The sequence below is a fragment of the Micromonospora sp. B11E3 genome (assembly GCF_039871625.1).
In the GTDB taxonomy this organism is placed as follows: Bacteria; Actinomycetota; Actinomycetes; order Mycobacteriales; family Micromonosporaceae; genus Micromonospora.
The window spans coordinates 111,267-132,485 of record NZ_JBDPMC010000001.1 but is presented as its reverse complement, the minus strand read 5'-3'; the positions used below and the strand labels follow the sequence as shown (position 1 = coordinate 132,485).

Sequence of the window (21,219 nt, the reverse complement as noted above, 5' to 3'; positions counted from 1 at the left end):
GCCCTGGTGGGGCGCCTCGGGCCCCCGCCATGTCGCCGACATGGCGGTGTCCCTGGGGCGGCGAAGGCCTCATGTCGCCGACATGGCGGTGTCCCGGGGGCGGCGAAGGCCTCATGTCGCCGACATGGCGGTGTCCTCGGGGCGTGAAGGCCCCACGTCGCCGACATGGCGGCTTGGAGTCCCGTGGGTGGGCGATCAGCGGACGCGGGCGAGCGTGACCCCGTCGGCGATCGGCAGCATCACCACGTCGACCCGGACGTCGGCCATGATCTCGTCGTTGAACGCGGCGATCGCCCGGTCGTCGGCGTTCTGCGGGGCCAACACCCGACCCCCGCGCAGCGTGTTGTCGACCGCGATCATCCCGCCCGGGCGCATCCGGGGGACCAGTTCGGCCCAGTAGACCGGGTACCCGACCTTGTCGGCGTCGATGAACGCCAGGTCCAGGTGCCGCTCGTACGGCAGCTCGCGCAGCGTGTCCCCGGCCGGGCCGATGCGCAGGTCGATCCGGTCCTCGACGCCGGCCCGGGCCCAGTACCGCCGCGCGATGCCGGTGTACTCCTCCGAAATGTCGAAGCAGGTCAACCGGCCGCCCTCGGCCAACCCCCTGGCGATGGCCAGCGCCGACAGCCCGGTGAACGTCCCGACCTCCACCGCCCGCCGCACCCCGAGCGTCCGGGTGAGGAAGGTCAGGAACGCGGCCTGCTCGGGCGCCACCTGCATCGTCGCCTGCTCGGGCAGCGCGGCGCGCGTCTCCTGGGCCAGATCGCGCATCACGTCGTCCGGCGTAGATCCGTGCGCGACGACGTACTCGTGCAGTTCCGGGGTCAGCGGCAGCGTCTTGGTCGTCATGAAATGGACGCTAACCGAGCGGCTCGACGGACTGGCCCCCGGGCGCGACCTTCGTCCACAGATCGGTGATCCGAAGGCCCAGCTCGCTGAGCAGCCGGCGCAGCAGCGGCAGCGACAACCCGACCACCGTCCCCGGGTCGCCCTCGATACCGTTCAGGAACGCCCCGCCCAGCCCGTCGATCGTGAACGAACCGGCCACCGCGAGCGGCTCACCCGTCGCGACGTACGCGTCGATCTCGTCGTCGCTGATGTCCCCGAAATGGACGACGGTCGAGGCGACCGCCTCGGCGCGGGACGCACTGGTCACGTCGATCAGGCAGTGGCCGGTGTGCAGCACCCCGCTGCGCCCACGCATCCGCCTCAACCGCCGGGTCGCGTCCGCCGCGTCCGCCGGCTTGCCGAGGATCTCGCCGTCGAAACCGAGCACCGAGTCGCAGCCCAGCACCAGCGTCCGCGCGTCCGGGGTCGGCCGCAGCCGGTCGAGGACCGCCTGCGCCTTCAGCCGGGCCAACTCCAGGCACAGGTCCTCGGCCCGTTCGCTGACCACCTGGGACTCGTCGACCCCGCTGACCAGCACGTCGGGTTCGATCCCGCCGGCCTGAAGAAGCTTGCGACGGGCAGGGCTCGCCGAGGCGAGCACGAGACGGAGCGGCATCGAGTTCGGCACCCCGCCGACGCTACCGGCTGATCCACGGCGCTTGGTGGTCCGTACCCCGACGCCCCCTTGGCGGGTCGCCCGCCCGCCCGATCGCCCGCCCGCCCGGGCGGGGGCCGGCGCTGCGCCCCATGTCGGCGACATGGCGGTATCCAGACCGCGGGATGGCCCAATGTCGCCGATGTGGCGGTGTCCGGCGAGTGGGATGGCGCGATGTCGCCGCCATGGTGCCGGGGGAGAGCGCCTCGGCCGGCTGACGTGGACTCTGGTCACCTGCTGATGCGTGGAGGCGGGTCGTCACCGCGCCGACGACGGCGCGCGATCAGTGCCCACGCCCCCCCAGCCGCCACGATCACGCCCAGCGTGGCGAGACCGCGAGCCGTCGCCCCACCATCACCCTCATCGGCTGGCTCCGCAGCCGCCGTCGTGGTCCCGCCGCCGTCGACCGGAGCGCTGGCCGCCGCCGACTCGAACCCCAGCGGCGGTACGTCTGCCGTCAGGGCCGCGACGAGATCGATGACGCCGTAGCCGTACTCGTCGTCCCGGCCGGGCGGACCCTTGTCGACGGCGGTGGCGGTGAGCCGGTGCACGACCTCTTCCGCAGGAAGGTCGGGGTACTTGGAGCGGACGAGGGCAGCAGCGCCAGCGACGATCGCGGTAGCACTGGAGGTGCCGGTGCCCTTGGAGTATTTCCCGTCGTAACTCGTGCTGTAGATGTCAACAGCAGGAGCGGCAATGTCTACCTCCCTGCCGACAACCGAGACCGGCGCGTGTACCCCGTTGCGGTCGACACCTCCAACTGCTAGCACCCCTTCCTCGGTGGCAGGGTATCCAACAAAGGTATCCTCTGGTGAGTTGCCGGCTGCTGCCACCACAACGATGTCTGCGGCAATCGCGGTCTTGATCGCTTGGATTAGCCTAACGCTCGTTCCTCCGCTGCTGGATATGCTTATAACGTCCGCGCCGTGGGTGGTGGCATATTCAACCCCTGCGGCTAAGTCGTCAGCGCTGCCCATGTTATTTGCTGCTGAGGACATGATTGGCATTATTTTTGCTTCAGGTGCAATGCCGAGTGCGCCAAGTCGGCTGCCTTGGCCATGTGCGGCGATCAAGCCGGCCATGCTGGTGCCATGGCTGTTTCTGTCCGCGCGACCGTCGCCGTTGCCTCCTGGAACGATGTCGGTTCCTTCAATCAGGTTGTGTGTCAGGTCGGGGTGCTCGTCCACGCCCGTGTCCGGGACCGCCACTACAACTCCCTCACCCTGAGAGATATTTTGGGCAGTCGGAACCTGCAAATAGCCGAGATGCCATTGGTCGGCTCGTATGCGAGTGACCCCGTCGCGTTGTGGGTAGGGTTGCATATACCCATCGATGCCGACTGATGGGACCAGTGCATATGCGATCAGGAGCGCTGTTGCCAGGAGGCGGATCACCGATTGAACCCGATTGCAGGTCCTGGATCTATGGGGCCCGGTTCGTCGGAAGGGCGAACAACCGGGGGGACGCCCCTATTGACAGCCCAAGGTTGGTCAGGGTCCCAGACGTGAGAGCCGTCATTCTCTTGGTGTCGACTTGTATCACGAAGCGGAGATGCTACGTGTTGTGATGATGGGCGACCTGTGCCGAAAACGTCACCCGTTGCAGGTGCAGCATGACGCCCGAGGAGGCTGGGTCCTCGTCCGGCGCCAGGATGAGAACCGGCCGAACCCGTGGGCGAGGTGCCAGCCCCGCCGCCGATCACTCCACCAATTGGGTTGACCCGCCGAGTTTGAGGCTGCCCGCCCGGTTGGCCAAGGCCCATTCCAGGTACACCGCCGATCAAACCATTCGACGGCAAAGGCCGCGATGGTGCGGCTGGGGGATTCGGCCCCCCATTGCCGCTTCCGGTCGGGCGGCTGATGATCTCAGGCCGTTGGCCGCCCGTTTGGTTGGTTGCTGTGCCGCCGCGCCCTGGCCAACCGTTGCCTGGCAAGGCTGGCGGTATGGCCGGCATTGGCCCGATGGGGTTACTAGCGGTAACAGGCGGCGTCGTGGCAGGGGGAACCGCCGAAGGTGGAAGTCCTGCACTAACTCCCCCAAGAATCGGTCCAGAGCCCACGGCGCGCCCTGTCTGAGACCTGGCCGGAGTGGATAACGCGGGCCGAGTGCTCATGGCCTGCAGACTTGACGAAGCTGACCCGCTTGGTGCGGTAAGGGCGATCGGTGTAATAGGCGGGATGACTGGGACGCTGCCGTTCGCGTAAGTGTCAGGATCGTTTGGCTGTCGTCCTGGACGCGGCGACGCCGGTGGGGGTTGGCGGAGCATTACTTGTGCCTGCTGTAGTTCGCCGCTCAACCCGTACATCAGGCTCCGCGCCTGAACGTTGAGTCGTTCCAGGTCGGCGTCGGTCACCGGCTTGTCGGGTATCCGGCTGCCCATCAACGCCTTCGGGTCGGCGAGCGTCGCCTCGTACGTCCGCTTCTGCTGGAGCTTGTCGACGTACGCCTCGTAGAGCGGCTTGAGTTCCACACGGGCGCTGCTGATGGCGCGGGTGGCGGCGGCGAGCGCGTCGTAGTTCGCGGCTGCCGCGTCGTGGGTGTGTTGCACCTTCTCGATCAGGTCGTCCAGCTCGGCGAGGTACGTCCGGGCGGCGGCGTTGGTGGCCGGCGGCCACGCCTCGGCCAGGCCGCGCCGGTACTCCTGGAGGCGGCCCAGGTGGGCCTGGGCGAGGTCGCAGACCTTGCGCCAGCCGGCGACCTGCTTCCAGTGCCCGGTGGTGTCGTGATCCTGCACGCAGGCCCACATGCTGAGCAGGTCCATCAGGTGCCAGTCGGTGAGGCCGGACGTCCGGCCGCTGCCCCGCTCGATCACGGCAGCACCCGCCGCCCCGCCCCGCTCTCGAGGCTGGTGGGATCGGGCAGGATGGGCGCGGGTCGGGCCGGCGCGGCGGTGCCGGGGTCGGCGAGGGCATGCTCCACGTCGGAGACGCGGGCGGCCGCGAACGCGTCGACGTCGGCGTACTGGGTGGCGATCCGGTCGGCGGCGGCGGCCAGGTGGCCGGTGGCGCCACTGACGGACCAGACCATCGCGACGGTGGCCTTCTGGGTATCGTTGTGGGCTTGGAGGAACTGCACCAGCTCGACGAACGCGTCGGCCGGGTTGGGGATCGGGGCCTTCATGTCGTCCGCGATGTGCGACAGGTGCGGCGCGTAGTTCCGCTCGACCTCGGCCTGGAGCCTGTCGGCGAACTCACGCATCTGGCGGATGTCTGCCTCGATGCCGCCGTAGCCACGCAACCAGGGCGCTGGCAGGTCCTCCTCCGGGATCATGGCCCTCCCTACCCGTCACGGCGCCGTCTCCCTGAGTGAGGTTAACCGCTCCCCGTGACACCCGTCAGCCCCGTACGGCGCCTCCGCGTCAGCGCGGCAGGCCGGAGGCGCGCCACGCGCCGGGACCGGCGGCGAGCGCCGCGCCGGTCGGGCGGCCGCTGCGGGCCCAGGCCGAGACGGCGGCCGGCGCGGGCGCGGCGACGGGGCGGGTCCGCGCGACGATTACGCCGACAAGGGCGGCCAGTTCCTCGGCGGTCGGTACGCCCCGGGTCACCCGGAACAGCGGCTCTTCGGCAGGCATGGCCCCCAGCGTACGCGTACCAGAATTTGACCTTCGCCGCACAGTGGCGTGCCGGCGGTGTGCGCGGCGCGCGCTCCGGGTACCGTCTCCCCCGATGTCGAACCCGCTTCCCCAACTCGTTGCCGACCGGTACCGGCTCATCTCGCCGCTCGGCCAGGGCGGCATGGGCCGGGTGTGGAAGGCGCGCGACGAGGTACTGCACCGTGACGTGGCGATCAAGGAACTCGTCCCGCCGCCCAGTCTGACCCCTGAGGAGCGCCGCGAGATGCGGGAACGCTCCCTTCGGGAGGCTCGGGCGATCGCCCGGCTCAACCACATCAACGTGGTCCGCATCTTCGACGTGCTGCGCACCGACGGCGACCCGTGGATCGTCATGGAGTACGTCGCGTCGAAGTCCCTTCAGGACACTCTGGCCTCCGACGGCCCGGTCTCGCCGGCCAAGGCGGTGGAGATCGGCCTCGGAGTGCTCGGGGCGCTGAAGGCGGCGCACAAGGCCGGGGTGATGCACCGCGACGTCAAGCCGGGCAACGTGCTGCTCGGCGACGACGGTCGCGTGGTGCTGACCGACTTCGGCCTCGCCACGATCCCGGGCGACCCCAACGTCACGCGGACGGGCATGGTGCTCGGTTCCCCGGCGTACATCGCGCCGGAGCGGGCTAAGGACGGCACCGCCGGGCCGGAGGCGGACCTCTGGTCGCTGGGCGCCACGCTCTACGCCGCCGTCGAGGGCAAGTCGCCGTACGCCCGGCCGTCGGCGATGGCCACGCTGGCGGCGCTGGCCACGGAGCCGATGCCGACGCCGAAGAACGCCGGCCCGCTCAAGTCGGTGCTCACCGGCCTGCTGCGCAAGGACCCGGCCGAGCGGATCGACGCCGACGAGGCCGAGCGGCTGCTGCGCCGGGCCGCCGGGCGCCGGTCCAAGGGGATTCCGCTGCTGGAGGGCGTACGCCGGCCGAAGCCGGACGGGATGCGCCTGCCGCGACCGGCCGTCGTGCCCGCGCCGCGTCCCGCCGGGCAGCCCGCGGACCGGCCGGTCCCGCCGTCCGCCGTCGCGCATGCGCCGGCCACCACGCCGGGTTCCGCGAGCATGGCGGCGACCGGCGACGACGCGACCGCCAGGGTCGCCGACGGCGCGGACGCCGCGCCGACCGCGAAGGTCGAGCCGCCCGCGTCACACCCGGACGCCGACCCGACCGCGAAGGTCGGCCCGCCGGCCTCGCGCTCGGACAACGACCCGACCGCCATGGTCGCCCCGCCCGCGTCGCGCCCGGACGACGATCCCACCGCCAAGGTCGCCCCGCCCGTGCGGCTCGACGACACCCGCGTCGAGCCGGCCGCCGAGGAGCCGCGGGAGCAGGCCAGGCGGACCTCCGTGCTGCCGACCCCGGTGAGCCCGCCGCCGGCGCCGTCGGGCCGGGCCGCCGTCGTTCCCGGTACGCGACCCGACAACCGCCGCCGCAACCTGCTCGTCGGCGCGCTGGTCGCGGTGCTGCTGCTCGGCCTGCTGGTGGCCGTTCCGCTGCTGCGCGGCGGCGACGAGGAGGATCGCGGCGGTGGCGGCCAGCAGGCCGGCGCCACCACGAGCGCGGGGCCCGGCGAGCCGTCAACGGCCCCCACCTCCGAGCCCGCCCCGTCGGCGACCAGCGCCGCCCCGCCGAGCCCGAGCGCGTCGGCCAGCCCGACGGGGTTGGTCCTGCCCGCCGGGTGGAAGCTGCACCGGGACCCGACCGGGTTCACGATGCCGCTGCCGGAGGGCTGGCGGCGCAGCGCGGAAAAAACCTGGGTGCAGTTTCGGGAGCCGAACGGTGTCCGCGAGGTCGTCATCGACCGGACCAGCACGCCGCAGCGCGACGCCGCCGCCGCGTGGCGGGCGATCGAGCCCGACCGGAAGAACAGGGTCAACGACTACAAGTACCTGAGCATCCGCAGCGTCGACGGGTTCTGGAAGACCTGTGCCGACTGGGAGTGGCTGGAGACCCGGGACAACACCCGGATCCACGTCCGCAACCGGGGCTTCGTGACCGCCAGCAACCGCGGCTACGCCATTCGCTGGGAGGTGGCCGCCTCCGAGTGGGAGGCCAACCTCGACGAGTTCGAGCTGATCGCGCAGAACTTCGAGCCGGACAGGAAGGACTGACGACGGGCCGGCCTGGGGGAATTCGGGCCGGTGCGAAAGCCATTCGCATGACCTTCCATCGGGCGGGGTACCTGAACCCCGACGACGGAAGGAGGTACGACATGGGACGCCGATTCACCGACCGCCGGCCCCGGCTGGCGCTGTGGATGCTGGTCGCGCTCGGCGACGCGGTGCTGCTGCTGGTTGGCGTGGGCCTTCCGGTACTGGTCGCGCTGCTCAGCGTCGTGGCCGTCACCGTCGCCGGGGTGGCCGCCTGGCGGATGACGCGACGGTCCACGGTGGCTTCGAAGGACGTGCGACGGCCGGCGCCGGTCACGGTGCCGCACATGGCGCGGCGGCGGGCCTGACCTCGGCCCGCGACGTTCGCGGACCGCGTGGCGGCGGGCCTGACAACCGGGCGGACGGCAACGCCGGATGGACCGGTCGGAGGCGGCAGGGCCAGCTCGCGACCGTACGGTCGCAGCCGATCCCGCCGCCGCCGACCGGCTCTCCCGGGGAAGTCGGAACCGGGCGGGCGCGACGATCAGGCGGTGACCTTCAATGTTCGGCGCCAACTGCCTGATCCCGCGATCCGTGTTAAAGGCGGCGGCGATCCTTGCTGTCTGGGTTCCGCAGGTCCGTCACGTCGGTTCGACGGGTAGCCACAGCTCGCAGGTCGCGGTGCTGAAGTCGTCCGCGCGCTCGAGGATCGCAACCATGGAGGGACCCGGCCGCAGACGCCACGGGTTGGAGGGGAACCACTCGGTCGCGGTCGCGGCCCAGGTGTTCTGCAGGGCCTGCGGATGGGGGCCGGCGGTGCGGAAGACCGCCCACCTGCCGGCCGGTACCTCGATGGCGTCGAGGTCGTCGGGGACCGGCGTGTCCCGGGACGCAGCGACCCCGTGCAGGTAGGTCAGTTCGCTGCCCTCGGTGCCGTCGGGGTCGAGGTCGTCGCAGACTTGTAGCAGCCCGCCCGGGTCGGTGTCGCTGAGGGCCTTCAGCCGGAGATGCTCCTGCGGCGGCAGCGCGGTGATGTGCTGCTGGATGTGCGGGTTGATGCCCTGGTGGATGAGCGGAACCCGGGTTGCGTGTCCGACGAGCCGGAACGCGGGGCGGTCGACGATGCGGGTGTCCATGGGGATGCTCCCTTCGACGGTCAGGCGGAACCTGAGCTGCGGTTGTGTGCGAAGGGGGCCTCCGTGGCGGCGAACGTCACCGGGGGTGGCACCGTGGACCGCCCGGAACGCGCGTCCGAACGCCTCGGTCGAGCCGTACCCGTGCCGGACGGCGATGCTCAGCAGATCGTCCTCGCCCCGAACGACGTCGGCAGCGGCGACGGTCATGCGGCGCCGGCGCACGTACTCCGACAGCGGCATGCCGGCCAACGACGAGAACATCCGGCGCAGGTGGTATCCGGTCGTGCCGAGCGCCCCGGCCAATCCGTTGACGTCGAACTCCTCGGTGAGGTGCTTTTCGACCAGGTCGACAAGCCGGTTGAGTGCCGCGATCACGAGGCCTCCTTTCGACGTCAAGCCTGGCCGAAGGGCCCTGGCCGCCGCCCGACCGTAGAGGTCCGATCCGATCATGCGCCTGGAACGTCGCGGCGCCAACGCACGCTCATGGAGCCCGACAGACGGGCGACGCGGAAACGCGCGAGCCTTGTCAGCGCAACGCGGCGGGATCGATCCGGAGCCGGAACGGCTCGGTCAGCACCAGCACCTCGCCGGCCTTGGCCACCGACTCCTCGACGTAGTGCTGGCCGTCCAGCCGGAACAGCCGCAGCGAGTGGGTGTCGCCGTCCGGCTCCACGAGCAGATACCAGGGGATTCGGGCGATGGCGTACAGCTGCATCTTGACCACCCGGTCGGCTGCGGCGTTGCCGGGGGAGACGATCTCGCCGACCAGGGCCACCTCGGCGGCTTCCACGACCGCGCCCTCGTCGTCGGTTTCCGCCACGACGAGGTCGGGGATGGCGATCCGGTCGACGCCGAGCCGGACGTTGACGGCCTCGAACACCAGGAGCCCCTGCGCGCCGGCCGCCGGCTCGACGGCGTTGGCGAGACGGCGGGACACCGACTGGTGTCGCTTGCTCGGGGCAGGGCTCACGATCAGACTCCCGTCGAGCAGTTCGATGCGATCCAGCGTCGGACCGAGGGCGAAGTAGTCCGCCTCGGTCCACGGCCCGATATGGGGCTCAAGGGGCGCCGCGGTCATCCCGTACACCTCCTGCTCCGCGCGTCACCGCCCAGTCTCGCACGGGCGGCACCCCTGCTCGGGCGACCCGCCGGCCCGCAGCCGCGCCGGGTAGGCTCGCGCCCCATGGTGTCGATCGACGGCCTGACGGCGCTCTGGGACCGACTGTTCTCCGCACAGCCCGACCCGCCGCCGCTGCTCGTGCTCGTCACCGCGGCGGTGGCGCTGCTGGTGGTGTCGGCCCGCACGCCCTGGCGGATCGCCCGCAACGCCGTCACCATCGCCCACGAGGGCGGGCACGCCCTGGCGGCCCTGCTCACCGGCCGCCGGCTGCACGGCATCCGGCTGCACTCGGACACCTCCGGGCTGACCCTCTCCGCCGGCCGACCGTCCGGTCCCGGCATGATCCTCACCCTGTTCGCCGGGTACGTCGCGCCGTCGCTGGTCGGCCTGGCCGGGGCCTGGCTGCTCGGCGGCAACCGGATCACGCTGCTGCTCTGGGTGGCCGTGGCGCTGCTGCTGGCCATGCTGGTGCTGGTCCGCAACGTCTTCGGCGTGCTGTCGCTACTGGTCACCGGCGGGGTGGTGCTCGCCGTCTCCTGGTACGCCTCGCCGCAGGTGCAGGCCGCCTTCGCCTGGACGTCCGTCTGGTTCCTGCTCCTCGGCGGCGTACGGCCGGTGGCCGAACTCCAGCGGCTGCGCTCCCGGGGCCGGCTGCCGGAGTCGGACGCCGACCAACTGGCCCGGCTCACCCCGTTCCCGCCGCTGCTGTGGGTGACGCTGTTCGCACTGGTCAACCTGCTCGCCCTGGCTGCCGGTGCCGCGCTGCTGGCCGGCCCGATCCTCACCGACGCCGGCCTCACCGGCTGACGCACGCCCCCGCTGACGGGTTCCCGCGCGCCGGCCTGGACGCTCTGATCGCGGCGAAGGACCGGCATGGACGCTCTGATCGCGGCGGAGGAACGGAACGGGCAGGCCGGGAGCCGGATCACGCCGGGGCCGGAAACCCGGCGGCTGAGCCGGCAACCGCCGCCCCCGTCCCGCGCGTGTCCCCTGCGACCGAGGCGGGGGAGGTAGCAGGTGCCGGACGTCGACGGGTTCGACGAGTTCTACCGGGGGAGCCGGCAACGGCTGCTCGGCTTCGTCTACGTGCTCACCGGGAACCTCGCCGAGGCCCAGGACGCCGTGCAGGAGGCGTACATCCGGGCCTGGCAGCGCTGGTCGACGGTGAGCAGGTACGACGACCCGGAGGCGTGGGTGCGGGTGGTGGCCAGCCGGATCGCGGTGAGCCGGTGGCGCAGCCTGCGCAGCCGGGCCCGGGCGTACCTGCGGCACGGGGTGCAGGAGACGGCCCCGCCGCCGAACACCGACACCGTCGAGGTGGTCGCCGCGCTGCGCCGGCTGCCCGAGGAACAGCGCATCGCCCTCGCCCTGTACTACCTGCTCGGCATGCCGGTCGCCGAGGTGGCGCGGGAGACCGCCGCCCCGGTCGGCACCGTCAAGGCCCGACTCTCCCGGGGGCGTGCCGCGCTCGCCGGGCTGCTCGCCGTCTCTGACCTGGAGGAGGCCGCCGATGCGTGACGACCTGACGCTCGCCGAACAGCTGCACCGGGATCTGCTGGCGGTGCGCTGGCCGGAGCCCGCGGAGATTCGGGCCAGGGCCCGCCGCCGCAGCCGGCGTACGGTGATCGCCGCCGCGGCCGCCGTGCTGGTGGTCGCGTCGGCCTCGGCCGTGGTCGCCGGTGGGGTGGCGACGCACCGTCCGCCGTCGGTGGCCGCCACCTCGGCGGTCGGGCCGACCCCCGGCGGCCGGGCGGAGATCCCGTGGGAGGCGTTGCTGTCGCAGCGCGACCTGCCGACCGCCACCGACGTACGCCTCGGCGAGGCGGGCCTGAGCCTGCCGGTGCGGGTCGACCGCGTGCTGGAAAGGTGCGGCGACGAGCGGCTGGTGTCCGCCCGGCTGCCCGTCTCCCGGTACTCCCGCTCCCAGACCCTGCTGCGCTCCGCCGGCACGAGCACCGCCGCCGACGGTCGAGGGGGGACGCCCGTGCTCAGCCAGGACGTCTACCGGATCGATCCGGCGCAGGGCTCGCAGGTGTTCGGGGAACTCGACCGCCTGCTCAACGCCTGCGCCGAGTGGCATGCGCCCGGGCTCGCGCTGGTCGCCGGCGAGTCGCCGACGGCCCGGTACGTGCACCGCTGGGAGACGCCGGTGAGCGGCTTCGCGGGGGACCGGTCGGTGCTGGTGCGGCACGTGACGCTGCGTTCCGGCGACCCGGTCCACGCCGGACCCGTCCCACCGGTCGAGGTGACGCTGGTCATCCGGGTCAGAGACCTGGTGACGGTCATCGTGCCCGCCCGGGGCGCGATCGCCGATCGGGTCGACGGGACCGGCCCGGGCCTGACGTATGCCGACCTGACCGCCCTGGGCCGTGCCGCCGCGCAGCGGATGTGCGCGGCGGCCAACCCGCCCTGCTGACCGTTCCTCGTCGGTGCGAGGACCGCAAGATCCCAAGGTACGACAGGGGCCCTCGCCCCTACAGCGGGATGTTGCCGTGCTTCTTCGGGGGCAGGGTCTCGCGCTTGGTGCGCAGCACGCGCAGCGCGCGGACGATCTGGGTGCGTGTCTCGTGCGGCGCGATGACGCCGTCGACGTACCCGCGCTCCGCCGCGATGTACGGGTTGGCCAGGGTGTCCTCGTACTCGGCGATCAGCTCGGCGCGCAGCGCCGCCGGGTCCTCGGCGGCGGCCAGTTCGGAGCGGTAGAGGATGTTCACCGCGCCCTGCGCGCCCATCACCGCGATCTGCGCCGTCGGCCAGGCGAAGTTCAGGTCGGCGCCGAGGTGCTTGGAGCCCATCACGTCGTACGCCCCGCCGTACGCCTTGCGGGTGATCACGGTGACCTTCGGGACGGTGGCCTCGGCGTACGCGTAGATGAGCTTGGCGCCCCGGCGGATGATGCCGTCCCACTCCTGGCCGGTGCCGGGGAGGAACCCGGGAACGTCCACGAAGGTCAGTACGGGGATGTTGAACGCGTCGCAGGTGCGCACGAACCGGGCCGCCTTTTCCGACGCGGCGATGTCGAGGGTGCCGGCGAAGTGCATCGGCTGGTTGGCCACCACGCCGACCGGCCGCCCCTCCACCCGGCCGAAGCCGACGACCATGTTCTGCGCGTAGAGCGGCTGGACCTCCAGGAACTCCCCGTCGTCCAGGACGTGCTCGATCACCCGGTGCATGTCGTACGGCTGGTTGGCCGAGTCCGGGATCAGCGTGTCCAGCTCCCGGTCGGCGTCCGTGACGGCCAGGTCGGCCGGCGCGTCGAAGACCGGCGGCTCGTCCAGGTTGTTCGACGGCAGGTACGACAGCAGCGCCTTGACGTACTCGATGGCGTCGTCCTCGTCGGCGCCCAGGTAGTGGGCGTTGCCGCTGCGCGTGTTGTGCGTCCGGGCGCCGCCCAGCTCCTCCATCGCCACGTCCTCGCCGGTCACCGTCTTGATGACGTCGGGGCCGGTGATGAACATGTGCGAGGTCTGGTCGACCATCACGGTGAAGTCGGTGACCGCCGGGGAGTACACGGCGCCGCCCGCGCACGGGCCCATGATCAGGGAGATCTGCGGGATGACGCCGCTGGCCCGCACGTTGCGGAAGAAGATCTCGCCGTAGAGGCCGAGGGACGCGACGCCCTCCTGGATGCGGGCGCCGCCGGAGTCGTTGATGCCGATGACGGGGCAGCCGATCTTCATGGCCAGGTCCATCACCTTGACGATCTTCTCGCCGAAGACCTCCCCGAGGGAGCCGCCGAAGACCGTGAAGTCCTGGGCGAAGACGCAGACCTGCCGGCCGTCGACGGTGCCGTAGCCGGTGATGACCCCGTCCCCGTACGGGCGGGTCCGCTCCAGGCCGAAGTTGGTGGACCGGTGCCGGGCGAACTCGTCCAGCTCGACGAAGGAGCCCTCGTCGAGCAGCATCTCGATCCGCTCCCGGGCGGTCCTCTTGCCCCGCGCGTGCTGCTTCTCGACCGCCCGCGCCGACCCGGCGTGCACCGCCTCGTCGACCCGTCGCTCCAGGCCGGCCAGCTTGCCGGCGGTGCTGTGGATGTTGATCCCGGTCTCGGTAGTCACCCACGGAATATAACGATGGTTCAGGACCCGCGCGGTTGTGCAGTGCGCCTCAGTTCCGCCCACGGGCGGGCGTCGGGAAAGCCGGCGGCGCGGGCCGTACGCTGGCGGGATGGCCGGCTCCCCGTACACCGATCTGGACCGCCCGCCGCTGTCGGCGGCCCGGCTGCGCCGCGCGCTGGTCGCGCCGCACGGGCCGTGGCGGCGGCTGGAGCTGCGCGCCGAGACCGGCTCCACGAACGCCGACGCGGCCGAGGCAGCCGGCGCGGGCGAGCCGGAGGGCCTGGTCGTGGTCGCCGAGCGGCAGACCGCCGGCCGGGGCCGGCGCGACCGGGCGTGGCAGTCCCCGGCGCGGGCGGGCATCGCGGCCAGCGTCCTGCTGCGGCCCGGCGAGGCCGTCCCGGAGCGCGGCTGGCCGCCGGCCCCCGCCACCGGGTACGGCTGGCTGCCGCTGCTCGCCGGGGTCGCGCTGGTCGAGGCGGTGGCCCGGCTCGCCGAGCTGGACGCCGCCCTGAAGTGGCCGAACGACCTGCTCGTCGACGGCGCGAAGTGCGCCGGCATCCTGGCCGAGGCGGCCCCCGGCCCGTCCCCGGCGCAGGCCCCGGCGATCGTGCTCGGCATCGGCCTCAACGTGACGCTGCGCGCCGACGAGCTGCCCGAGAACCCGACCGGCCTGCCCGCCACCTCGCTGCAACTGGCCGGCGCCGCCGCCACCGACCGCGACCCGCTGCTGCGGGCCCTGCTGCGGTCCCTCGCCGACTGGTACGACCGCTGGCGCTCCGCCGGCGGGGACGCGCAGGCGAGCGGCCTGCGGGAGGCGTACCTGGCGGCCTGCGCCACGGTCGGCCGCCCGGTGCGGGTGCTGCTGCCCGGCGGGGACGAGCTGACCGGCACGGCCGTCGGGGTCGACCCCGACGGCCAGCTCCTGGTCGACACCCCCGCCGGCCGGCGCACCCTGGCCGCGGGCGACGTCCTGCACCTGCGGTAGGGGCTTCCTCTCACACCCGTCGGCGAGGCCGTCCCGGGCGGGCCGCGCGCGAACCACCGCACCGGCTGATCCGCCCGGCTGCGCCGACCGGATACGGTCAGCGCGTCCTGTTTCGGCGAGGAGGTTCCCGTGGCGTTCCCCGAAGACGTGCTCACCGAGGACGAGCACGTCGTCCTGCACCTGCACCCGCACTGGAAGGCGGTGCTGCGGCCGATCCTGGTGCTGGTGCTCGCCGTCGCCGCGGTCGTGGCGGCCTGGATCCTGCTGCCGGACGGCGACGCCGCGGCGATCGCGCTGTACGTCGTCGCCGGCCTGGCCCTGCTGCTGGTGCTCTGGCTCGGGCTGTGGCCGTTCGTGGTCTGGCGCAGCACCCACTACCTGTTCACCAACGAGCGGGTGCTGCTCCAGCAGGGGGTGCTCTCCCGGGACCGGCGGGACATCCCGCTCACCCGGATCAACGACCACGCGATGAACCAGCGCTTCGTCGAGCGGCTGCTCGGCTGCGGCACGCTCACCATCGAGTCGGCCGGCGAGCGGGGCCAGGCGGTGCTCCGGGACGTCCCCCGGGTGGACCGGGTGCAGACCAAGCTGTACGAGCTGGTGGAGGCGCACCACGACAAGCACTCGCTCGGCGACGGCGAGATGCGCGAGATCCTGGCCGACATGCGCGAGGGCAAGCCCCTGCGCGACCCCTCGGCCTGACCCCGCCGGCCCCCCCGCCGGCCCCGTTCTACTGGTTGATCAAGAAGTTTGCGTCATGCGCCGACACCTGGCCCGACGCAAATCTCTTGGTCAACTTCGGTCGGCGGGGCCTGCGGCGGGGGCGGGGCCTGCCGGGTCCGCGGCGGGGGCGGGGCCTGCCGGGTCTGCGGCGGGGGCGGAGCGGAGGGCGAACCAGCCGCGGAAGCGGGTGCGCAGCACCTCCTGCTCCGGCCGGTCCTCCGGGCTCAGCCGCAACATCGTGCCGGCGAGGATCACCGTGCCGAGACCCGGCCGGGCGGCGGAGGGACGGCTGCCCAGCACGTCGAGGCGCACCGACAGCCGGTCGCCGGCCCGGACCGGGGCCAGCCAGCGCAGCTCCTCCAGGCCGGGGGAGGCGTCGGCCGCGGCCCGGGACAGCACGTGGTCCACGTACGCCCGCATGAACAGGCTGACCGTGTAGAAGCCGCTGGCGATCAGCCCGCCGTGGTGGCTCGCGGCGGCCTGCTCGGCGTCGACGTGATACCACTGCGGGTCGAAGCGGCGGGCGAAGGCCACCATCTCGTCGCCGTCGACCCGCACCACGCCCAGGTCGAAGGTGCGGCCCGCGGTCAGGTCCTCGAAGAACAGCTCGGCGGGCGCGCCGGTGCCGGAGCGGACCAAGGCGTTGGCGAGCCGGTCCGCGCCGTCACCGGAGTCGCCGGCCGACTCGGCCCCGCCGCCCACGGCTGCGGTCGCCTCACCCGCCTGCCCGGCCCCGTCGGCGACCGGCGTGGCCGTGGCGCTCACCGGCGTCGCCGCCGCGTGCCGGCGTGCAGTTCGTCAGCGAGTTCCGCCGCCAGTTCGCTGTCGAGGGCGGCGCCGAACGCCGACTCGACCGGCAGCGGCCGCTGCTGCGCCGGAGCGGGCCCGTACGCCGGGCTGCCGCCGTCGCGGCGGGCGGTCGCCTCCGGCTGCGCCTGCTCCAGTTCGGTGATCGACTCGGCCAGCTCGGCCACCGGGTCCAGTTCGGCCATCGTGTCCCACTCGTCGCGCGGGATGCTGTGCCAGGTGTCCGCCTCCGGCGCCGCCGGCGCGGGCTGGAAGACGAACGTCCGGTACGACCAGAAGCGGAACAGGGTGGCGAGCAGCACGCCGGCGGTCTTCGCCACGTTCAGCGCCAGCAGGCTGGTCATACCGAGGCCGTACTTGGCCGCCGCCAGGACGCCGAGCTCGATGAGCAGGCCGGTCGCGTTGAACAGGAAGAACAGGGCGTATTCGCGGCGCATGGCCGATTTCGGCCGGTCCCGGTACGTCCAGTGCCGATTCATCAGGTACGACGTGATTGTCGCCACGACGGTGGCGACGACTGTCGCCTTCAACTGGCCGTTCTCGAAGACGGTGAGTGCCAGCGCATTGAACACGGCGTAATTGATGACCGTGTTGATGCCGCCGACGACGCCGAATTTGAGCGCCTCGTGGAGGAACTTCTGCCAGCGCTCAGGCAGCAGACGGACAAGACGCATACCGAACACCTTAGGCGAGTGGACGGGCCGGCTCGTTCCGGCCGGACGAGGTGGGCGGAACGTCACGCGCGGCGGTCCCGCTCGTGCGCCGCCTCCGGAACGGACCGGGTTCCCGCTTCCACGAAGACGAACCGTCGGTACGACCAGAACCGGAACAGCGTGCCCAGGCCGGTGCCGACGAGGTAGCTGGCGACGTTGTCGGCGAAGGTGGTCTGGAACACCTGCGGCCAGATGGCGCCCAGGCCGTACCGGCTGATCGCGAGGCAGGCCACCGCGATGCCCAGGCCGACGCCGTTGAAGATGAAGAACAGCGCGTACTCGCGGGCCGGGTGGGAGCGCTGGCGGTGCCGCCAGGTCCAGAACCGGTTGCCGAGGAAGGCGAGGGTCGCGGCGACCACGGTGGAGACCGTCTTCGCGGTGACCTGCTCGACCTGCTGCGCGTGGACGAGGTAGTTGAACAGCGCGAAGTCGACGAGGAACGCGATTCCGCCCACCGTGGCGAACTTGGACAGTTCGCGGACCAGATGGCCGAAGCGGTCGATCAGGGCGCGCACCGGGCCGGTGCGGGTCTGCGGGGACCCTGGCTGGTCTCCGGTCATCGTGGCGGCCACCGGACGAGCGTACCGGTTACGCGTACTTTCGGTCGGTAGCAACGGCGGAGGGGCGTTACGCGGCCCGCGGGCTCCGCGCCGGCCGCCGGTCCCGCCGGCTCCGCCCGGGCGGCCCCCCGCACGTCCGTTCGTCCTCGCCGCCCGGCGGCGAACCGGGGCGAGGGTTGACTCAAGGATTTGCGTGAAACTGCTCGTGAAAGCGGGTATTAGCTCGTGATGCCGCAGCGTGGCCCTAGCTTGTGCAGTTCTTCACAACCAGTCCCACTGACTCGCGCCACCACCCGGTTTACGCTGAGGCCAAATCCCAAGTTTCCACGAGGCGACGCATCGCGCCGTCACGACTCGTGCATCCCATAGATCGGTCAGCGTCGACCACAAGGAGATGTGTCATGGTTGCTCCGGCTACCGTTCGGGGTATCGATCAGGCCCCGACGTCCCACCCCAAACTGCTCGCCTGGGTCCGAGAGGTCGCGGAACTGACCACCCCCGACCGCGTGGTCTGGGTGGACGGGTCCGACGAGGAGTGGCGCCGCCTCACCGACGAACTCGTGGCGGCCGGCACGCTGATCCGGCTCAACCCCGAGAAGAAGCCCAACTCGTTCTACGCGCGCACCGACCCGGGTGACGTCGCCCGCGTCGAGGAGCGCACCTACATCTGCTCCGTCGACGAGGCGGACGCCGGCCCCACCAACAACTGGATGGCGCCGGACGAGATGAAGCACACCATGACGGACCTGTACCGCGGCTGCATGCGCGGGCGCACCATGTACGTCATCCCGTTCTGCATGGGCCCCGTCGAGGCCGAGAACCCCATGTTCGGCGTCGAGATCACCGACAGCCCGTACGTGGTCGCCTCGATGCGCATCATGACCCGGATGGGCAGCAGGATCCTGGAGGCGATGGGCGACGACGCGGACTTCGTCCACGCGCTGCACTCCATCGGCGCGCCGCTCGCCCCCGGCCAGCGGGACGTCCCGTGGCCGTGCAACGAGACGAAGTACATCTCGCACTTCCCGGAGACCCGGGAGATCTGGTCCTTCGGCTCCGGCTACGGCGGCAACTCCCTGCTCGGCAAGAAGTGCTACTCGCTGCGCATCGCCAGCGTCATGGGCCGGGACGAGGGCTGGCTCGCCGAGCACATGCTGATCCTGAAGATCACCTCGCCGGAGGGGCGGGTCTACCACATCGCCGGGGCGTTCCCGTCGGCGTGCGGCAAGACCAACCTGGCCATGCTGGAGCCGACCATCCCGGGCTGGAAGGTCGAGACCATCGGCGACGACATCGCCTGGATGCGCTTCGGCCCCGACGGCCGGCTCTACGCGGTCAACCCGGAGTACGGCCTGTTCGGCGTCGCGCCCGGCACCGGCTGGAAGAGCAACGCCAACGCGATGCGCACCCTGGACCGGGGCAACTCCGTCTTCACCAACGTGGCGCTCACCGACGACGGCGACGTCTGGTGGGAGGGCATGGGCGAGCCCCCGGCCCACCTGACCGACTGGAAGGGCAACGACTGGACGCCGGAGAGCGACAGCCTCTCCTCGCACGCGAACAGCCGGTTCTGCACCCCGATCACGCAGTGCCCGATTCTCGCCGAGGACTACTACGACCCGAACGGCGTCCCGATCGACGCGATCCTGTTCGGCGGCCGGCGGCGCGACACCGTCCCGCTGGTCACCGAGGCCCGGGACTGGGTGCACGGGGTCTACCTGGGCGCCACCCTCTCCTCGGAGACCACCGCCGCCGCGTCCGGCGCGGTCGGCGTGGTGCGCCGCGACCCGATGGCCATGCTGCCGTTCATCGGCTACCACGGCGGCGACTACTTCCGGCACTGGATCGAGATGGGCAAGGGCGCCGACGGGGACGCCGCCAAGCTGCCCCGGATCTACTACGTCAACTGGTTCCGCAAGGACCCCGAGGGCAACTTCCTCTGGCCGGGCTTCGGCGAGAACTCGCGCGTGCTCAAGTGGATCGTCGAGCGGATCGAGGGACGCGCCGACGCGGTGGAGACCCCGATCGGCATGGTCCCGGCGCAGGACGCGCTGGACGTCGAGGGTCTGGACATGACCCCCGAGGACGTCCGGATCGCCCTGAAGGTCGACCCGGAGGAGTGGCGCAACGAGCTTCCGCTGGTCACCGAGTGGTTCGAGAAGTTCGGCGACAAGCTCCCCGGCGTCCTCTGGGCCGAGCTGGACGCGCTGCGCGCCCGGCTCGACGCGGAGCAGCCCACCCGGTAGGTGTGACGGTTGCCCGTACCGGGCACCATCGGATCCCATGAGGACGGCCGCCGAGACCCAGGTCCGGCGGCCGTCCGCCGTCCGGGCGCTCACCGTCCTGCTCGCCGTCACGGCGGCGGCCACCGTCGTGGTCGAGCTGCTCAACTGGTGGTACGCCCCGGAGCAGGGCTTCGGCCTCGCGGTACGCACCGGCTGGGCGATGCTGCGCTCGCTCGGCTTCCTGCTGCTGATCCGGTGGGCCCGCCGGCTGTTGGTGGCGATCACGCTCGGCGTGCTCGCCGTCGACCTGCCGCTGTGCGGGTGGCTGCTCGGGGTCGACGGCCTGGTCCGCGACGGCGGCCCGTTGCTCGCCGCCGCCGCGCTGGCGTTGTACGGGTTGTGGCGCGCCGGCCGGGCCGAGGGCCCGATCCCGGCGGGCTGACCCGCCGAGCGGAGCGAGGTGACGGACATGAGTGAGCTTGCGAGCGAATCAGCCGGTTCGGTGACGCCGTGACCGACGAGTTCGACGTGGTGGTGGTCGGGGCCGGGCCGGCGGGGTCGGCCGCCGCGCTGGCCGCCCGCCGGGCGGGTGCCCGGGTGCTGCTGCTGGACCGCGCCGACTTTCCCCGCGACAAGGCGTGCGGGGACGGCATCGCCGCGCACGCGCTGGACGTCCTCGACGGGCTCGGCGTGACCGGCGCGGTGGCCGGCTACCCGCCGCTGCCGAGGCTGCGGCTGGTCGGCCCGGGCGGCGGCGCGGTGGCCCGGGCGCTGCCGCGGCCCGCGTACACGGTGCCGCGGGAGGTGTTCGACGCCCGGCTGGTGGCGGCGGCGGTGGCGGCCGGCGCGGAGCTGCGCCGGCACACCGTACGCCGGGTCGAGGCGCGCGACGCCCGGGTGGTGCTCGACGGCGTCATCGCCGGCCGGGCGGTCGTCGGCGCGGACGGGGCGGGTTCGGTGGTCCGCCGGGCGCTCGGCCACCCGGCGAACCCGGACCGCCACCTGGCGCTGGCGATCCGCGGGTACGCCCCGGCCCGGCCCGGGCCGCCCGAGCAGCTCATCGTCACGTCGGGGGCGCGCTGGCCGGCGTACGCCTGGTCCTTTCCGATCGGCGACGGCCGGGCGAACGTCGGGTACGGGGAGGTGCTGCGCGGCGAGCCGCTCACCCGGGCGCACCTGCTGGACCGGCTGGCCGCGCTGCTGCCCGGCACCGACCCGGCAACCGTGACCGCGCTGCGCGCCCACCACCTGCCGCTGTCGACCCACCGCCCGCCGCCCGGCCGGGGCCGGCTGGTGCTCGCCGGGGACGCGCTGTCGCTGGTCAATCCGTTCACCGGGGAGGGGATCTTCTATGCCCTGCTCTCGGGTGCGCTGGCCGGCGCCGCCGCGGCCGGGGCGCCCGGGCACGCCGCCCGGGCGTACGCCGCCGCGCTGCGCCGGCGCCTCGGCACCCACCTGCGACACAGCTCGCTGGCGGCCTGGCTGGCCCGGCGGCGGTGGGTCGTGGACGGGGCGGTCCGGGCGGCCCGCCGTGACGACCGGGTCTTCGGCACGGTCGTCGAGCTGGGCCTCGGCGACGGGCGGCTGGACGGGCGCACCCTGGCGATGATCGGCCTCGGTCTCGCGTCCCGGGATCTGCCACCGCGGGACTGATCCGCCCGG

Annotated in this window: 21 protein-coding genes; 10 read left to right on the top strand and 11 right to left on the bottom strand. The window is 72.4% G+C overall.

The window, feature by feature from the left end; all coding sequences use genetic code 11:
• Nucleotides 1-195: 195 nt before the first annotated feature.
• From ABGB16_RS00610 to ABGB16_RS00590, 5 genes are all read right to left on the bottom strand, one after another.
• The gene (locus ABGB16_RS00610) at nucleotides 196-849 is read right to left on the bottom strand and encodes an O-methyltransferase (protein ID WP_347665938.1); all 654 of its coding nucleotides are present in this window, start codon (nucleotides 847-849) and stop codon (nucleotides 196-198) included.
• Between the two features lie 10 nt (nucleotides 850-859).
• The gene (locus tag ABGB16_RS00605) at nucleotides 860-1,516 is read right to left on the bottom strand and encodes a Maf family protein (protein ID WP_347665937.1); all 657 of its coding nucleotides are present in this window, start codon (nucleotides 1,514-1,516) and stop codon (nucleotides 860-862) included.
• Nucleotides 1,517-1,773: 257 nt separating this feature from the next.
• A complete protein-coding gene (locus ABGB16_RS00600) occupies nucleotides 1,774-2,937 on the bottom strand; it encodes a S8 family serine peptidase (RefSeq protein ID WP_347665936.1) in 1,164 nt (387 codons plus the stop codon).
• 1,414 nt (nucleotides 2,938-4,351) lie between these two features.
• Nucleotides 4,352-4,813 (bottom strand): hypothetical protein, encoded by a 462-nt coding sequence (locus ABGB16_RS00595; protein ID WP_347665935.1) that lies wholly within the window; start codon nucleotides 4,811-4,813, stop codon nucleotides 4,352-4,354.
• A gap of 88 nt (nucleotides 4,814-4,901) precedes the next feature.
• Nucleotides 4,902-5,114, bottom strand: coding sequence for an acyl-CoA carboxylase subunit epsilon (locus ABGB16_RS00590; protein ID WP_347665934.1), 213 nt, complete (start codon nucleotides 5,112-5,114; stop codon nucleotides 4,902-4,904).
• Nucleotides 5,115-5,208: 94 nt separating this feature from the next.
• Between ABGB16_RS00590 and ABGB16_RS00585 the strand changes: the two genes are divergently transcribed.
• Nucleotides 5,209-7,251, top strand: coding sequence for a protein kinase (locus tag ABGB16_RS00585; RefSeq protein ID WP_347665933.1), 2,043 nt, complete (start codon nucleotides 5,209-5,211; stop codon nucleotides 7,249-7,251).
• 101 nt (nucleotides 7,252-7,352) lie between these two features.
• Nucleotides 7,353-7,598 carry a hypothetical protein gene (locus ABGB16_RS00580; protein ID WP_145775191.1) on the top strand — a complete coding sequence of 82 codons (246 nt, stop codon included), beginning with the start codon at nucleotides 7,353-7,355 and terminating at the stop codon, nucleotides 7,596-7,598.
• Nucleotides 7,599-7,871: 273 nt separating this feature from the next.
• On the opposite strand, the gene ABGB16_RS00575 is transcribed toward ABGB16_RS00580, so the two are convergent.
• Together ABGB16_RS00575 and ABGB16_RS00570 are read right to left on the bottom strand one after the other, a co-directional pair.
• Nucleotides 7,872-8,741, bottom strand: coding sequence for an AraC family transcriptional regulator (locus ABGB16_RS00575; RefSeq protein ID WP_347665932.1), 870 nt, complete (start codon nucleotides 8,739-8,741; stop codon nucleotides 7,872-7,874).
• Between the two features lie 151 nt (nucleotides 8,742-8,892).
• Entirely contained in the window at nucleotides 8,893-9,444 is a 552-nt protein-coding gene (locus ABGB16_RS00570; protein WP_347665931.1) for a Uma2 family endonuclease, read from the bottom strand.
• 105 nt (nucleotides 9,445-9,549) lie between these two features.
• Here ABGB16_RS00570 and ABGB16_RS00565 point away from each other — a divergent pair, with 105 nt between their 5' ends.
• The 3 genes from ABGB16_RS00565 (at nucleotide 9,550) to ABGB16_RS00555 (ending at nucleotide 11,902) form a co-directional block, all read left to right on the top strand.
• A complete protein-coding gene (locus tag ABGB16_RS00565) occupies nucleotides 9,550-10,293 on the top strand; it encodes a M50 family metallopeptidase (protein ID WP_347665930.1) in 744 nt (247 codons plus the stop codon).
• A 210-nt stretch (nucleotides 10,294-10,503) separates the two neighbouring features.
• The gene (locus tag ABGB16_RS00560; RefSeq protein ID WP_347665929.1) at nucleotides 10,504-11,004 is read left to right on the top strand and encodes a SigE family RNA polymerase sigma factor; all 501 of its coding nucleotides are present in this window, start codon (nucleotides 10,504-10,506) and stop codon (nucleotides 11,002-11,004) included.
• On the top strand, nucleotides 10,997-11,902 hold the full coding sequence (locus ABGB16_RS00555; RefSeq protein ID WP_347665928.1) for a hypothetical protein: 906 nt from the start codon (nucleotides 10,997-10,999) through the stop codon (nucleotides 11,900-11,902). The genes ABGB16_RS00560 and ABGB16_RS00555 overlap by 8 nt, the downstream gene beginning before the upstream one ends.
• Nucleotides 11,903-11,960: 58 nt before the next feature.
• Here ABGB16_RS00555 and ABGB16_RS00550 read toward each other — a convergent pair whose 3' ends face one another.
• Nucleotides 11,961-13,544 (bottom strand): acyl-CoA carboxylase subunit beta, encoded by a 1,584-nt coding sequence (locus ABGB16_RS00550; protein ID WP_347665927.1) that lies wholly within the window; start codon nucleotides 13,542-13,544, stop codon nucleotides 11,961-11,963.
• A gap of 109 nt (nucleotides 13,545-13,653) precedes the next feature.
• On the opposite strand from ABGB16_RS00550, the gene ABGB16_RS00545 reads away from it, so the two are divergent.
• Together ABGB16_RS00545 and ABGB16_RS00540 are read left to right on the top strand one after the other, a co-directional pair.
• On the top strand, nucleotides 13,654-14,529 hold the full coding sequence (locus tag ABGB16_RS00545) for a biotin--[acetyl-CoA-carboxylase] ligase (RefSeq protein WP_347665926.1): 876 nt from the start codon (nucleotides 13,654-13,656) through the stop codon (nucleotides 14,527-14,529).
• 129 nt (nucleotides 14,530-14,658) lie between these two features.
• A complete protein-coding gene (locus ABGB16_RS00540) occupies nucleotides 14,659-15,231 on the top strand; it encodes a PH domain-containing protein (protein WP_347665925.1) in 573 nt (190 codons plus the stop codon).
• A gap of 90 nt (nucleotides 15,232-15,321) precedes the next feature.
• Here ABGB16_RS00540 and ABGB16_RS00535 read toward each other — a convergent pair whose 3' ends face one another.
• The 3 genes from ABGB16_RS00535 to ABGB16_RS00525 form a co-directional block, all read right to left on the bottom strand.
• Nucleotides 15,322-16,017: a MaoC/PaaZ C-terminal domain-containing protein gene (locus tag ABGB16_RS00535; protein WP_347665924.1), complete on the bottom strand. Its 696-nt coding sequence runs from the start codon at nucleotides 16,015-16,017 to the stop codon at nucleotides 15,322-15,324.
• Nucleotides 16,014-16,733 (bottom strand): GtrA family protein, encoded by a 720-nt coding sequence (locus ABGB16_RS00530; protein WP_347665923.1) that lies wholly within the window; start codon nucleotides 16,731-16,733, stop codon nucleotides 16,014-16,016. The genes ABGB16_RS00535 and ABGB16_RS00530 overlap by 4 nt, the downstream gene beginning before the upstream one ends.
• A gap of 62 nt (nucleotides 16,734-16,795) precedes the next feature.
• Complete coding sequence (locus ABGB16_RS00525; RefSeq protein WP_347666050.1) at nucleotides 16,796-17,332, bottom strand: GtrA family protein; 537 nt, start codon at nucleotides 17,330-17,332, stop codon at nucleotides 16,796-16,798.
• 401 nt (nucleotides 17,333-17,733) lie between these two features.
• Here ABGB16_RS00525 and ABGB16_RS00520 point away from each other — a divergent pair, with 401 nt between their 5' ends.
• The 3 genes from ABGB16_RS00520 (at nucleotide 17,734) to ABGB16_RS00510 (ending at nucleotide 21,210) form a co-directional block, all read left to right on the top strand.
• Nucleotides 17,734-19,578, top strand: a complete 1,845-nt coding sequence (locus ABGB16_RS00520) for a phosphoenolpyruvate carboxykinase (GTP) (protein WP_347665922.1) — start codon at nucleotides 17,734-17,736, stop codon at nucleotides 19,576-19,578.
• Between the two features lie 37 nt (nucleotides 19,579-19,615).
• Entirely contained in the window at nucleotides 19,616-19,999 is a 384-nt protein-coding gene (locus ABGB16_RS00515; protein ID WP_347665921.1) for a hypothetical protein, read from the top strand.
• Nucleotides 20,000-20,067: 68 nt separating this feature from the next.
• Nucleotides 20,068-21,210, top strand: coding sequence for a geranylgeranyl reductase family protein (locus tag ABGB16_RS00510; protein WP_347665920.1), 1,143 nt, complete (start codon nucleotides 20,068-20,070; stop codon nucleotides 21,208-21,210).
• The last annotated feature ends 9 nt before the right edge of the window (nucleotides 21,211-21,219 follow it).

Coding starts and splice junctions, on each gene's coding strand:
- ABGB16_RS00610 (WP_347665938.1), bottom strand. CDS start 849: ATGACGACCAAGACGCTGCCGCTGACCCCGGAACTGCACGAGTACGTC.
- ABGB16_RS00595 (WP_347665935.1), bottom strand. CDS start 4,813: ATGATCCCGGAGGAGGACCTGCCAGCGCCCTGGTTGCGTGGCTACGGC.
- ABGB16_RS00590 (WP_347665934.1), bottom strand. CDS start 5,114: ATGCCTGCCGAAGAGCCGCTGTTCCGGGTGACCCGGGGCGTACCGACC.
- ABGB16_RS00585 (WP_347665933.1), top strand. CDS start 5,209: ATGTCGAACCCGCTTCCCCAACTCGTTGCCGACCGGTACCGGCTCATC.
- ABGB16_RS00580 (WP_145775191.1), top strand. CDS start 7,353: ATGGGACGCCGATTCACCGACCGCCGGCCCCGGCTGGCGCTGTGGATG.
- ABGB16_RS00570 (WP_347665931.1), bottom strand. CDS start 9,444: ATGACCGCGGCGCCCCTTGAGCCCCATATCGGGCCGTGGACCGAGGCG.
- ABGB16_RS00565 (WP_347665930.1), top strand. CDS start 9,550: ATGGTGTCGATCGACGGCCTGACGGCGCTCTGGGACCGACTGTTCTCC.
- ABGB16_RS00555 (WP_347665928.1), top strand. CDS start 10,997: ATGCGTGACGACCTGACGCTCGCCGAACAGCTGCACCGGGATCTGCTG.
- ABGB16_RS00545 (WP_347665926.1), top strand. CDS start 13,654: ATGGCCGGCTCCCCGTACACCGATCTGGACCGCCCGCCGCTGTCGGCG.
- ABGB16_RS00530 (WP_347665923.1), bottom strand. CDS start 16,733: ATGCGTCTTGTCCGTCTGCTGCCTGAGCGCTGGCAGAAGTTCCTCCAC.
- ABGB16_RS00525 (WP_347666050.1), bottom strand. CDS start 17,332: ATGACCGGAGACCAGCCAGGGTCCCCGCAGACCCGCACCGGCCCGGTG.
- ABGB16_RS00520 (WP_347665922.1), top strand. CDS start 17,734: ATGGTTGCTCCGGCTACCGTTCGGGGTATCGATCAGGCCCCGACGTCC.
- ABGB16_RS00515 (WP_347665921.1), top strand. CDS start 19,616: ATGAGGACGGCCGCCGAGACCCAGGTCCGGCGGCCGTCCGCCGTCCGG.